Source organism: Parasphingorhabdus sp. (assembly GCF_039982415.1).
Lineage (GTDB): Bacteria > Pseudomonadota > Alphaproteobacteria > Sphingomonadales > Sphingomonadaceae > Parasphingorhabdus.
Genome location: NZ_JBDWYL010000012.1, coordinates 1 through 12,783, shown reverse-complemented (window position 1 = coordinate 12,783; position 12,783 = coordinate 1). Strand labels below are relative to the sequence as shown.

Here is a 12,783-nt window from a genome sequence, read left to right as displayed (position 1 = left end):
ATGGTCATGGCCCGCCTTGCCCGAACAGTGCTTCCTGACATCCCTCACCATGTGACACAGCGCGGTAATGGCCGGGCCCAGACATTTTTCTGCGATGAAGACTATGCGTTATATCGATCGCTTCTGTCGGATCACTGCCGGGAAGCAAAGGTAGCGATCTGGGCATGGTGCCTGATGCCCAATCATACCCATTTGATCTTGGTGCCGTCCGATCAGGATGGCCTGCGCCGCGCGCTTTCCAAAGTGCATCGTCAATATGCTGGACATATTCATGCGCGAGAGAAACGGACCGGGCATTTCTGGCAGGGCCGCTTTGGTTGTGTGGCGATGGACGAGGCGCATTTGGCCGCCGCTATTCCCTATGTGGTGCTGAACCCGGTTCGGGCGAAGTTGGTGGAGCGAGCGCAGGATTGGCAATGGTCCAGCGTTCATGTCCATCTTGATCCGGCGAAAGGCGACGGTGTAACTGAAGCCGATGCGGTTGCAGAACGCTTTCCTGACATTGCAGAGCGCATCAAGGCCGGTGAAGAGGCGGACAAATGGACGGCAATCCGGAAAGCAGAGACTGTTGGCCGCCCATTGGGCGACGATGACTTTATGGCTGCGGCGGAGCAACAGACAGGGCGAAAGCTGAAACCCGGTAAGCGGGGCAGAAAGAAGAATGCCTTGGTAGAAAAAAGTGCACTGTCACCGTAATTTTTGGTAGAAAAAAGTGCACTGTCACCGTAATTTCCACCGTAATTTCACCGTAATTGCATTGTCACCGTAATTGACCGTAATTGCGTAATTGAAGACTATGCGCTCTGTAAGCATAAGCTGGCGGAAGCTGTCGAAAAAGCGAGATCAGAACTCTGGTGCCATCACCCGATACCAAACCATAGCTATTCACAAGCTCCAACATCCGCTCGCACCCCCCAATCCAAAACCCGATGCGACTGCCCAATCAGCCCGCTGGTCCTGATCACCGCAACCAATGGCAATCCTTCGGCAGCCTTCACCTGCACCCGCAAGGCGGTGCCCGGCGTGGTGCGAACATTGGATGTTGAGCTCACCTGCCCCAAGGCCCGCGCCAACTCCGCATCCATCTGATTGGCTTGGGGCTGGCTCAGGCCGGAATAGACCGTGAAATAGCGTTCCGCGCAAAAACCTCCTGCCCCGGCAAATCCCGCCTGTTGCATCGCCCCTTCAACATCGATCGTTGACCGAAAGAAACGCCCGGCCTTTCTTTGCTCGCGCACATGATCCAGAAAAGCCTGCCGCGGCCTCGCCGCAATGCCAAGGCCGCGCAGCGCGCGTTCAATTAGCGCCGCATCCGCCCGGTTCAGATCAATTTTTCCATTTTCACTGCTCACCTGCACGGCCATTTTCACGCCGTTAATTTCATATTCTGTCACCGCCGGTAACTGCGCAAATGCACTACGCGGTCCGTTGAACAGGATGTCGGCGACCACAGTTTCAACCGCACTTTCCATTGCATAACGGCTCTGGATTTGGTCGCGCTCAAATGCATGATCTTCGGCATTTTTCAGATTTTTGAGCATCAGCAAGGCGACGAGAGACGCCCCCAGCAAGAGCAACCAAAAGGCGGTGATCAATATATAACCTCGCTCGCCCCGTGGAATAGTTTGCGCCGGGCCCGGTGGCTTATTGAACGGCATTGGGATCCGGCATCATATCTTCGGGCCGTGCGGGTTCGGTCCGGACTGCTTCCAATCGCGTGCCAACCAATCCGGATTGCGCTTTGTCCAATAGAGGCCGGGTCAAATCCAATCCATCAATCAGAGCATCGACGATATTCTTGGTATCTTCTGGCGAGCGAATAACCGTTGGCGTGATTAAAATGATCAACTCGGTGCGGCTGCCGGTGTCGACCTTGCGCCCAAATAATCCGCCAAGAACCGGGATCTGACTGAGAAACGGAATGCCGGACTTCACCCGGGTCTGGCGATTGCGAATGAGCCCGCCCAACGCAATCATCTGCCCCGAACGCGTGGCTACCGTGCTGGCCAAGCGGCGTTGCTGAATGGTCGGCGAGTTGATGCCGGATGTGGTTGTTTCAGCCACATCACTAACCTCTTGCGAGATATCGAGAATGATAGTCCCGCTATCATTAACGCGCGGGGTGACTTGCAGAATGACACCCGTATCCCTCAGCTCAATATTATTCACAATCGGTGCGCCGGGCGAGACGACCCCTTGCGATTGCTGTGTCACAATCGGAACCTGATCACCCACTTGTAAAGTCGCTGGTTCATTGTTCAGCGTCAGAATTTTCGGCGCAGAAAGCACTTTCACATTGGTCTTGGATTGTAATGTATTGAGAACCGCAGATGCGGTAGACCCAACCACGGAAACCGAAAATCCGGGAAAGGAAGAAGCCGGTGTGCCGCCGGTGGTGCCGCTATTTGCGATGGTGTTGGTCCCATCGGAACCTGAGCGCAGTACCGAAAAATCAACGCCGAAACGCAAGTCATCGCTCAAGGTCACTTCTGCTAATGTTGCCTCGATCAAAACCTGTGCCACCGGCTGATCCAGCTTCTCCAGCGCTTCTCTGATAAAGCCATATTCCTCGCCATTGGCATAGATGAGCAGGCTGTTATTCTGGATATTGGGAACGATCCGCAGTCTACCCGACAAACCGGATGGACTAGCCGCTGTTTGCAGAGATGTTGGTGCGGCCTCCTGACGTTCTCCTTCACCGCCGGTGGCGCCAACAGCACCGAAGCCGCTGCCCCCACCTACATTGATCCGCGCTGGAGCGATGGATGGCTGGGCAGACGCGCTGCCGCCTTGGCCTAGCACCAGTTGCAAGGAGTTAGCGATGTCGGCTGCACGGCCGTTTTGCACGGCATAGCTATAAAGCTTGCGTTTACCGGAACCGCCCGCATCGAGACGCCGGATCCAGGGTGCGATCCGGTTCAGATCCGCGCCATTGCCCGCTATACCCAGAACGGAACGCAATCGGGGCAGAGGCACTAAGCGGATGCGCGAGCCGATAATATCAAAGGGTGGTTCAAATATCTTGTCGAGCTCAGCAACAATGGTATCCGCATCGACATTTTCAAGTCTGAATATCTCAAAATTCATGGCGGCCAACGTGTCGACATCAAACCGCTCGACCAGCTTTTTTGCGGCATCGCGTTCATCGGCGCTCCCGCTGACGAGCAGTTGATTGCGGCCGTCTTTGGATGCTTCGGCAATCTTGTCGCCGAGAAATTCTCCAATCAGTTCAGCAATCTCGCCCGCATTGCCAAATTGCAGCGGAATTACTTCGGTCGCAAAGCCCGGCGCAGACGGCGCAAAGCGAGGACCGCCTACGGGAGCAGCAGCGCCGCTGGGTATGTTTGCCGCCATTCTCGGCGAACCAATAGGCGCAACGCTGCGCGCTTTGGCTCTAGCAATGATCCGGTAGCTATCACCGCGTTTGATTATCACCGCATTAACGCTGGTGAGCGCTTCTTCCAAAAGCGGAATAAGCGAAGTTTCCGCCACCGGCTTCGCTGTCCGCAGCGTTATATTGCCCGCAACATCCGGGTCAATCGAATAGTTAGCCCCGAGCATAGAACCCATGACGGCATCGACCACTCGCTTTACATCTGCTTCAACAAAGGCCAGCGAATAACCATTTTGTTCATCATATTGAATGCGCGTGGATTGGGGTGCTTGCGCGGACAGCGCGAAAGGAAAAGCCGCCGCCATGGCCAAGACGGCAATGCCTGCTGAGAAAACCGATCGAACAGCAAAAGCCCTGGATTGCTTGATAATGCTTGTCACTCAATTTCTCCGATCACCGGTTCATTTTCCTGGGGCGTGCTGTTGGCTTCTGACACCCCGCCGGGGCCACCCAATGCTTTATTGGTAAAGTCAAGCGCGATGCTGATCTCACTGCCTGCTGACGCAAAGCGCGCTTTGGTTTTGCTGACCGAAACCAGCCGCCAGCCATCCGCACTTTGACCCGGTGCCAAGGTTTTGGTTTGCCCATCGCGATCCTTGACAATTGCTACCGACTTGCCGCGTCTGCGCGACACAAGTCCGACCAAAGTCGGGGCTGGCGCGACTGGTTGCGCCTGTTCTACCGCAGGGATATTGTCAGCAACCGCTTGATCAGCAAAAGTCTGCGGCGCGCGCCGGGCATTGAACAGCGGTTTCTCGAAAAGCGCTTTGGCCGTCACAATTTCCTGCGGCTCGACCTTTGTAATCACCAGCGGCGCTACTTCTGGAATATCCTCTGGCTGCGCTGACAATAGCCACCAAGGTATGCCTATCATCAACGCGGCCGAAAGACCCAAAATTACCCAGCTTTTGTCCAGCCTTTCGATCATGGCTTTGTCCAAGCGGCCACGGCTTGGCCAGAAAATCGCATGGTGCGATCAGTAAAGCTATCTTGCTGAATGCTGATTGCAGGATCAGGAACAGTTAAATCCTCTGGCGTCCCGCCTCCCGCCATATCAGGGCCATCAATCTGCCAGCTTCGCAAGCGTATCATGGGCGCGCCCCTTTCCAATGCGTTGATAAATCTGACCAAAGCAAGCTCTTCGCCGATCAGAGCGAAATCAAAAGCCAGAAGCTTGGCGCCCTTCAGTCCCGAATGTGATGTTATATTGGCCACTTGCAGATCATTTTGTGCAGCGAGACCATTGAGATAGCTGGAAATTTGCGCCGATGCTTGTTGAGGCGTTGCTGCCACCGCCAATAATTCTGCCGGCAACGGATCAGATCGTGGCGGTGCTGGTTGCGCAGCCAATTGTTCCAAACGCATGCGCTGGTACCGCGCGTCCTGCAATTTGGACAGACTGGCCTCCATCTGCGCCGCAACCGGAGTAATGATTACATTCCAAATGAATAGGCTGACAAACAACAAAGTTGCCAGTGCCAAAAATTTGCGCATCGCGGGTGACAATTGCTGCAGTTTCAATTGCATTTTATTTTGGTGCATTTCGCTCATCGGGCAATCCGATACCGCACCCGCGCGCGCTTATTTTCTGCCTGCATCTCTTCAGCAATTTCCAACTGCTTGATCTGGGGTATTGTGCGCAGTGCTGTTTCAGCCGACTCACGATTGGCCATATCGGCAATAAACTCAAAGCTGCCATCGGCGCTTTGGGAAGAGGCGATAGCCCAATCAGACTCGGGTAAGTTTTGTGCGATCATCTCCAATAGATTGGCCGCGCTTGGCATATTGAAAAGCGGGGCAGCTGCTCGCCGGATTGTCTCTTCGCGCCGCACATCTCTTACCTGCGCCAACTTCGGAGCCAAATCCTTTTGTAGACGTTCTGCTCGTTCCAGATTTAGAGATGCGAGCATTTCTGCGCCGCCAATAGTGAAGACGGGAATCATAGCCAGCATGCCTATGGCCGCCATGGTAGCAAGCAGCTTTTTGTCATTTATCGGTCGATGAGTCAGCTCCAGCGGTTTGCGCAAGACCAGGCACCGATCCGCTACATTCGCACAAAAAACAGGCGGCATGATTTCTTTATATGCAAACGCTTCTTCCAGCTCATCCAACCGGGAAGACCGAGCGATAACGAGTGTGATTTCTATGTTTTGCGCATCTCTCGCGATCTCGACGAAATTCCAATCGATATGTTCGGGCATGAGTGGCACCAAGCCGGGCAATTGCAAAGTCAGTGCAGAACGGATTTGCCCAGCACTGGCGCGTGGCATGGTCACTGGAATCTGCAAAATATCCTTTGCGGCGAGAAACAGCCGCGGCTTTTGATCTTGCAACAGAACACTAATTTGCTCCCAACTCTCGTCAGGTAGATCGTTGAATCCGCAAGGTTCGACCATTTTCTGGGCGGCCCCGCGCACAACTTTTTCAATGACGGTTTCTTCATCACCAAGAAATATATCAAACCGATCCCGTTCGGTGGGGTCGCCTTTCAGGCTAGCGGGCAACATGCCGAGCATTTCATCGCTCCACCAGGACCAAAAACCATGCACCGTTTCAGCAGCCTGTGAAAAACGACCGGTCATGAGCGGCACTGCTGGGAAACAGGATCAAAAATACAACCACCGACAGCATCGACGCGCGGACGAATATTTATGGCTTGTTCTTGAGCCCTATGCTTCGCTTTTACCGTGATTGTAATGCGCTGAACCAGCGGGACAGAGCCCTGCTCATCAATTGCTGTCTCATAAGACAGGCTAATTTTTTCCATATTATTGAACAAGGTCGTTTCAAGTCCATCGGATCCTGGCAATTGCAGAACCAGGCTCTCGCCCGACCCATTTCTCACTGTCGTCAGCTTGGCATTGATAAAATCTGACCGCCCCAGCGTGGCCGGCGCACGCATTTCAAAATCAAGGCTTTTTGCTGAGCGCGCCATTGCTGTGCCGGATTGATCAACAAAACGGCCATCGTTTAAAATGTCTTCCAGCAATGCGCTGGATTGCAATAATGCCTTTGGCATTTCGATATCTTCAGAACCTTTCAGATCCTTGGCCAATCCCGAGATGATCCAGCTCATCGAACCAAGCAGCATTGCTCCGACGACAAGCGACACCAGAATTTCAACAAGTGTGAATCCTTTGTCGTTCATCGCTGCGCCTTCTTGAGATAGCGCTTTTGCAATTGAACAAGCCTTGGTTTGCCTTCTGTTCCTGCGGCGATTGAGGCTTCTACAATGACAAATATCCCACGCGGATCTCGTGCAATTTCTTGTTCGGTCAAGGCCCAGATCATGCCATTTTCTGCACCGCTCCGCTGTGACGGTTCTCCCGGCTGGTCTCGAAGCGCTTCGATATGAGATTGTGCAACAAACAACGCCCGGGTTTGCAGTTCTTGATTTTGCCCGCGCAACTTGGCCGATACGGCGCCGTCCATCACAATTGCCGCCAGTAGAGCCGTCACCACAAGCGCCACCAAGACTTCAACCAGCGTAAATCCATTTTGAAGCGAGCGCTGCGTCATCGGTTGATCGCTCCATCTATCCAGCGGACAGTGAAAAGCCGTTTGCTATCGGCAGCTATGACACCCCCGTTACTCGATCCATCAGCGTAGAAAATCAGCTTTTTTGATTCTCCCAATTGGGGGGTCAATGATACCGCGTAGGGAGCCATATCAAGCTCCTTTGTTGTTGCTTGCAGGATCGCCGTTTTGCGCGTGAACGCAATCGCGCTTTCCAATTCGACAATTTCCGTCTTCTTATCGACTCCGCTGCTATTGCCGCTGGCCCCGATAAACAAGACAGCAGCGAGCGACATGATCGCGAGCACCACCAATAATTCCACCAACGTAAATCCGTTCGGTTTCTGCTTGGGATGCACCCTCAAATTTTCAGGGAATGGCATTAAGGTCGGCATCTTCGCCCGTTCCTCCCTCTTTGCCATCAGCGCCTAGCGATATCAGTTCAAACGGCGCGCCTTCCGCTGGTGAGCGGTAGATGAAATCTCTATTCCAAGGGTCGCGCAATTGGCGCTCTTGCCGCAAATAAGGCCCACTCCAACCGGGATCAGGTTCGGCCATGGACCACAGAACCTCCAATCCTTGTTCACTGGTCGGATAGGCACCAGTATCAATCTCAAAATAGCGTAAACTCGCCGACAAAGTTTCCAGCTGAATTTTCGCCGATTTGGATTTGGCGCTTCCCATTAAGTTGGTGATCTGGGGTATTGCCACCGCTGCAATCAAACCAATAACGACGAGAACAACCAGCATTTCCATTAGCGTGAAACCGGACTCTGTTTTTGTCTTTGCTCTTTTCACAAGGTTCCCATTCATCCGGCAAAATCCCCCAAAGCAAAAATTCCAAGCATCACGCCAGCGACCAACAGCGCAACCAAACCGCCCAGGGCAATGATGGCGATCGGATTTACGAGACTGACAATCCGTTCAATCCGGGCAGCGGCTGTATCGCTCATAATTTTAGAGGCATGGCCGCAGGTTTCGCCAAGTTTTCCAGTGCGTTCTCCGACTTCAATAAGCCGGCTTGCCGTACGCGGAAAAATCGAAGTCGCTTCTAGCGCATAGGACAAACGGCTGCCTTCACGAATGCGTGTTTCGACCTCCGCAAGCTCCCGTTTCCATCTTCTGCTCGGCAAAGTCTCTCTTGCCAAGGGAAGAGCACGCACCACGGTCAATCCATTCCCAATCAACGTCGCGAGCAGTCCTGTAAATTGACCGGCGAGATACTGATCGCGTAGCTTCATTCCGGGCAAATGGGGAGCAAAGTTGCTGAGCATCTTTTGCCCGCTCTCCGATTTGAGAAACAACCATAGAGCCAAAGCTGCCAGCAGCATTGCGCTCAGGAAACTCGCTCCATAATCACCTACAAAGTCAGACAGGCTCAGAACAAAATGGGTAAGCGCAGGAAGATTCTCGTCTTGCCCTTCAAATATCGGTTCAAACTGGGGAACGACGCTCGTCAGTACGATAATCAAAGCCGCCACGGTCGCTAGCAATACAGCCACTGGATAAGTTAGCGCCGTAATCAGTTTGGAACGGGTTTCGGTAGCCTTGGTCATTCGTTTGGACAGTGAAGTCAAAGCCTCTCCCAATTTTCCGCTTCTTTCGGATGAACGAATAACGCCAATGACATAATTGGGGAAAATCCGCCGGCTTTCTAGAGCCCCGGCGAGCCCCTTGCCTTCTTTTACTTGCTCTAAAATATCACCGAGCAATTGTCTTTGTCTGGCTTTGCCTGCCTGATCGCGCAACAAATCGAGGGAGCGATCCACGGGTAACCCGGAATGCACCAAGAGCGCCAATTGGTTCAAAATCAAGGCTTGTTCAGACAGTCCGGCACCAAAAGAAAAGGTTATCGGTTGTTGGAGTCGTTCGCTCAAACTCATCCCACCTGAGTTTACTTGCAAAGGAGTATGACCCCTCGCCATCATAATTTGGATGCAGGCCTGCTCATCCAATGCGTCAATATTTTGCCAGGATTTCTTGCCTGTGCCATCAACGGATAAGCAGCGATATTCTGTCATGAAAAGCTCACAACCCGTTGCACTTCGGCGATGCTCGTTATGCCGTCACCGGCCAGCGCCAGACCATGGCCGAGCAGAGTTTCCGAAGGATTGATTTTGTGGTTTTCCGCAACGCCTTCACGGATCTTACCGCGCAGTGCTTCATTCACTTCGACAATCTCAATCAGCGGCCGCCTGCCCGCAAACCCGGTCTCATGACAATTTGCACAACCCACACTACGGTGCAGTATTGTTGGCGCAGGGAGGTCATGATTTGCAAAGAGCGCCGCTTCATCGGCATTGATCGGTACAGCCGTCTTGCAATCTGGGCAAAGGCTGCGAACCAGACGCTGAGCTATGGTTGCGATAACCGTTGATGCAACGAGAAACGGTTCCACGCCAATATCATTGAGACGCGTATAAGCACCCAGTGCACTATTTGTATGCAGCGTCGAAAGCACCAAATGCCCTGTGAGCGCAGCGCGGTGCGCAATTTCTGCAGTTTCTTGATCACGGATCTCACCGATCATCAATATATCGGGATCTTGGCGCAAAAAAGCTTTGAGCGAGCTGGCATAGTTGAGCCCAATTTCCGGGTGGACCTGAACTTGATTAATTCCATCGAGCATGACTTCAACCGGATCTTCCACGGTCAATATCTTGACCTCTGGCCGGCGGAGCGCATTGATCGCAGAATAGAGCGTGGTCGTTTTACCGCTTCCTGTCGGGCCGGTGAGCAATATTATCCCATGCGGTTGTTCCAGTGCACACCGAAGTTTTTCCAGCGCCCGATCCGGCAAGCCCAATCGCTCGAGCTCAAGCGGTAAGGCGCTGCGGCCTAGCAAACGCATGACGATACTTTCGCCATTAGCAATCGGGGATGTCGATACACGAATATCGACATCTTCCCCGCGAACGGTCAGTTTGATCCGGCCATCTTGCGGCAATCGGCTTTCGGAAATATCCAGACTAGCCATGACTTTTATTCTCGAAGCAATCGGATCAGCCAGACCGACAGGATGGCGCTCGACTTCGCTCAGCCGACCGTCCACCCGGTAGCGGACCGATAGGTGGCGTGCCATGGGTTCGATATGGACATCAGAGGCCTGACGCTTCACCGCATTGGTCAGCAGGTCGTGGACCAAGCGAATAATCGGCGCCTCGCTTATGCCATCGCGCAAACGCTCCAATTCTTCATCCAAATCCGAACCGGCACTGGATGCTAAATCTTCTCCGGTATCGAGGCCAAAAAATTCATTCAACCGGTCATCAATATCGTCTATCCGGGCCAGCTTAGGTTCGACCTTGCATCCACTGGCAAAAGCTATCGCGTCAATGGCCACCCCATCGTCCGGGTCGCTCACAAGCAATGCAATTTTGCCGGCATCTTGTTCGAGCGGGATGATTTTATGCTCTTTCAAGAAAAGGGGATTAAGCCCTGCTATATCAGCCGGACTTTTTTCGAGCAGCTGCACCGAGGCTTTTTCAAGACCGCTAATTTCATGCATGGCATCGAGCAGACTGACATCACTCACCAATCCCATTTGCGACAATACCCAGGGCAGCCGCTGGCGGGTGTCATGCGCGATTTGGCGGGATCGCTCTAGCTCACCAGGCGCCAAAAAATCCGCTTCTAAAAGATATTCCGAAAGACTCGGCAAAATAATCCCCTGCAGTCAGCAAAGGCTAGCAAAGCGGCAAGGTTTAACAATATTTTTTGGAGACAATTTGGTCCATTATGGATGCATCTCGGTCCTTTGCTTGCCAAGCCTGGGCAACCGGCATAGCATCGCACCAATGGCGATGATGAAAGAGCATAATGGCTTTTGAAACCGTAGATCAATGGCAAGTAGACCGATCTTTCGGATGGCCCAATGGGAACTGGAAGCGACCATCTTTTCCAGAAAACTGGCCTTTTCGAGATCAACTGCAAAAATTTTCCAGCGGCCTTTTTTCGATCGGATTAAACGGGTTCGTCCTCTACGTTTTGATCACCGCCGGATTTAACAAAGCCTTTGAACAAGAACCGGTGCAATCAACCGGTGAAATAACCAGCATGACCTTGATGGAAATCGAGGAAGCCAGCGAAGAAACGCCCTCAACATTAGCCGCCGCGGATAGCGAAACTGGGCCTACCGCACTAGGATCCGCGGCGCCCACGCCAATCGAGACCAGCGTGGAGACGCCCGTGCCGCCCGAATGGTCTCGTTCGCGCATCCAGGTACCGCGCCTTGTGTCTAACGAAGCAGTTTCGCCAACGCCAAGCGGATCCGGTGCGGGACAAAATGATGCATCTGGCGCTGGCGACAAGAGCGGCATCTATGATCCGTTCGCGGGCGCAGCGCCCAATCGCAAACCGGATTCGGATACCGCGCTGCGCGCACCGGAGCGCCAGCCATCTCTCGCCAGCCGCCTTTCCAATGCTTTGGGTTTTGGCGAACCAGTGACCACCGACAAGCAAGATGCTTTTGAAAATTGGGTGGCCGGTCTGCGCAAGCGCCTGCCGCGCGCCAAAGGCACTGTCCAGCTATCCGTCCAAACCGCCTCTAACGGCCTGATCAAATCCAGCGAAATTGTGGGCGGCAGCGCGTCTCCGCAAGTGAAGTTTTTTGTGCGTAATGCCGCCATTGGCCAGAAATTATCGGGTTTAGGCGCGCGCAATTCTGGCAGCGTGACTTTGCCGGTGATCCGGTTGAATTGATGACGTGGGCTGCCCGCGTAATCCGTCTTCTTGGCCAGGCACAATGATAATATGAACATGGTTTGGCATCAGGCAAAACACCAAATCTCCGACCCCGCCTTCTCTGCCGCATCGCTCAGCAAATCTTTATAGAGCGCATAGTCTTCATCATGAAAAAAGTCTGTGAGCGCCGATTGCCCCGCTGCGTTACATGATGTGGTAGACCGGCAACAACAAGGCGAGGATGACGGGTCATCAAGATAGGGATATTTTAATTAGTATTTTTAGTAAACTGTCACCGTAACTGCAGTTCAAATCCTATATGGAGTTAACATTATTTTCGGATAGGCCAAGCCATTCAGAAACCGCCTATTTATAGTATTTGTCAATTAGATTTAGAAAAATGCTCTTGTTTTTGCACTGATCATCAAAATAGATGATCTCTCTATCATCCGAAAAGTTATAATATAAAATTGGGATGGCCAACCTATATCTGATGGTCAAGTTATCTTCCAGCTCTAGATTAAGTTCCTTTTTTCGAATAATGGCGCAATAAGGACGTATCTCCGAAAAGTCCAATTTAATATCAAATAAATTATGATCTCTTAGTACAGATTCTGTTCTAAATTTTTTGAATTCTTTCGGCCCTTCGATCACCTGAAGTTCAAACTTCCCATTGAACTTATCTTTCAATGTTTCTTCTATAGGTCCTTTACAAAATTCAGCTGAAGAAACAGAAACCATGATACCGGAGATGGAGCTTCGAATTCCAGTTGTGAGGAAATCTAAATGGTTTCTATTTTTCCATGAATAATCTAAAAATTCAGATGCTGTTATCCCTTTCAATTCGGCAGAGATTTGACAATATTCCTGATCTGAACCGTCTAGAAACAATCCGTTAACAGAAGATTCGTAGCCATCCGGCAAAGCTTTTGAACTGACCCTATTTTCCCCTGTACAGGCAAAAATAAAGAATAGGGTAAATAATAAATAAGATTGCTTCATTAGATTTATCTTCCAGAATTACGGTGACAGTGCACTGATCAGGCGGCTCCTGATAGTAAGCAAGCAACCGGTCGGGTGGTGCAAACCTATTTAATGCAATTAGTAAACTGTCACCGTAATTCCATGGGGTAGAGACGTGGCGCTGATCGGTAAATATCCAGTGTTTGTCAGTAACGGTCAGCTGAGAG

The 12,783-nt window shown here is 52.1% G+C and carries 14 protein-coding genes; 2 read left to right on the top strand and 12 right to left on the bottom strand.

Annotation, left to right across the window (positions count from 1 at the left end; all coding sequences use genetic code 11):
• The coding region (locus tag ABJU74_RS16095; protein ID WP_348384581.1) for a transposase at nt 1-696 on the top strand (696 nt) is incomplete at its 5' end.
• A gap of 185 nt (nt 697-881) precedes the next feature.
• Here ABJU74_RS16095 and ABJU74_RS16090 read toward each other — a convergent pair.
• Genes ABJU74_RS16090 through ABJU74_RS16040 form a run of 11 tightly spaced genes read right to left on the bottom strand, consistent with a single transcriptional unit; the run spans nt 882 to nt 10,571 of the window.
• On the bottom strand, nt 882-1,658 hold the full coding sequence (locus ABJU74_RS16090; protein ID WP_348384580.1) for a hypothetical protein: 777 nt from the start codon (nt 1,656-1,658) through the stop codon (nt 882-884).
• Nucleotides 1,645-3,774 carry a type II secretion system secretin GspD gene (gene gspD, locus ABJU74_RS16085; RefSeq protein ID WP_348384579.1) on the bottom strand — a complete coding sequence of 710 codons (2,130 nt, stop codon included), beginning with the start codon at nt 3,772-3,774 and terminating at the stop codon, nt 1,645-1,647. Before gspD ends, ABJU74_RS16090 begins: the two co-directional genes overlap by 14 nt.
• On the bottom strand, nt 3,771-4,322 hold the full coding sequence (locus ABJU74_RS16080; protein ID WP_348384578.1) for a hypothetical protein: 552 nt from the start codon (nt 4,320-4,322) through the stop codon (nt 3,771-3,773). The genes gspD and ABJU74_RS16080 overlap by 4 nt, the downstream gene beginning before the upstream one ends.
• Complete coding sequence (locus tag ABJU74_RS16075) at nt 4,319-4,945, bottom strand: hypothetical protein (protein ID WP_348384577.1); 627 nt, start codon at nt 4,943-4,945, stop codon at nt 4,319-4,321. Before ABJU74_RS16075 ends, ABJU74_RS16080 begins: the two co-directional genes overlap by 4 nt.
• A complete protein-coding gene (locus tag ABJU74_RS16070; protein ID WP_348384576.1) occupies nt 4,942-5,976 on the bottom strand; it encodes a hypothetical protein in 1,035 nt (344 codons plus the stop codon). Before ABJU74_RS16070 ends, ABJU74_RS16075 begins: the two co-directional genes overlap by 4 nt.
• On the bottom strand, nt 5,973-6,542 hold the full coding sequence (locus tag ABJU74_RS16065; RefSeq protein WP_348384575.1) for a prepilin-type N-terminal cleavage/methylation domain-containing protein: 570 nt from the start codon (nt 6,540-6,542) through the stop codon (nt 5,973-5,975). Before ABJU74_RS16065 ends, ABJU74_RS16070 begins: the two co-directional genes overlap by 4 nt.
• Nucleotides 6,539-6,913, bottom strand: coding sequence for a prepilin-type N-terminal cleavage/methylation domain-containing protein (locus ABJU74_RS16060; protein ID WP_348384574.1), 375 nt, complete (start codon nt 6,911-6,913; stop codon nt 6,539-6,541). The genes ABJU74_RS16065 and ABJU74_RS16060 overlap by 4 nt, the downstream gene beginning before the upstream one ends.
• Nucleotides 6,910-7,293: a prepilin-type N-terminal cleavage/methylation domain-containing protein gene (locus ABJU74_RS16055; RefSeq protein ID WP_348384573.1), complete on the bottom strand. Its 384-nt coding sequence runs from the start codon at nt 7,291-7,293 to the stop codon at nt 6,910-6,912. The genes ABJU74_RS16060 and ABJU74_RS16055 overlap by 4 nt, the downstream gene beginning before the upstream one ends.
• Nucleotides 7,280-7,708 (bottom strand): type II secretion system major pseudopilin GspG, encoded by a 429-nt coding sequence (gene gspG / locus ABJU74_RS16050; RefSeq protein WP_348384572.1) that lies wholly within the window; start codon nt 7,706-7,708, stop codon nt 7,280-7,282. Before gspG ends, ABJU74_RS16055 begins: the two co-directional genes overlap by 14 nt.
• Nucleotides 7,709-7,719: 11 nt before the next feature.
• The gene (locus tag ABJU74_RS16045) at nt 7,720-8,931 is read right to left on the bottom strand and encodes a type II secretion system F family protein (protein WP_348384571.1); all 1,212 of its coding nucleotides are present in this window, start codon (nt 8,929-8,931) and stop codon (nt 7,720-7,722) included.
• Complete coding sequence (locus ABJU74_RS16040) at nt 8,928-10,571, bottom strand: ATPase, T2SS/T4P/T4SS family (protein ID WP_348384570.1); 1,644 nt, start codon at nt 10,569-10,571, stop codon at nt 8,928-8,930. The genes ABJU74_RS16045 and ABJU74_RS16040 overlap by 4 nt, the downstream gene beginning before the upstream one ends.
• Before the next feature lie 158 nt (nt 10,572-10,729).
• On the opposite strand from ABJU74_RS16040, the gene ABJU74_RS16035 reads away from it, so the two are divergent.
• Entirely contained in the window at nt 10,730-11,611 is an 882-nt protein-coding gene (locus ABJU74_RS16035) for a hypothetical protein (RefSeq protein ID WP_348384569.1), read from the top strand.
• 348 nt (nt 11,612-11,959) lie between these two features.
• Here the strand turns inward: ABJU74_RS16035 and ABJU74_RS16030 are convergent, their stop codons facing one another.
• Nucleotides 11,960-12,595 (bottom strand): hypothetical protein, encoded by a 636-nt coding sequence (locus ABJU74_RS16030; protein ID WP_348384568.1) that lies wholly within the window; start codon nt 12,593-12,595, stop codon nt 11,960-11,962.
• Between the last annotated feature and the right edge of the window lie 188 nt (nt 12,596-12,783).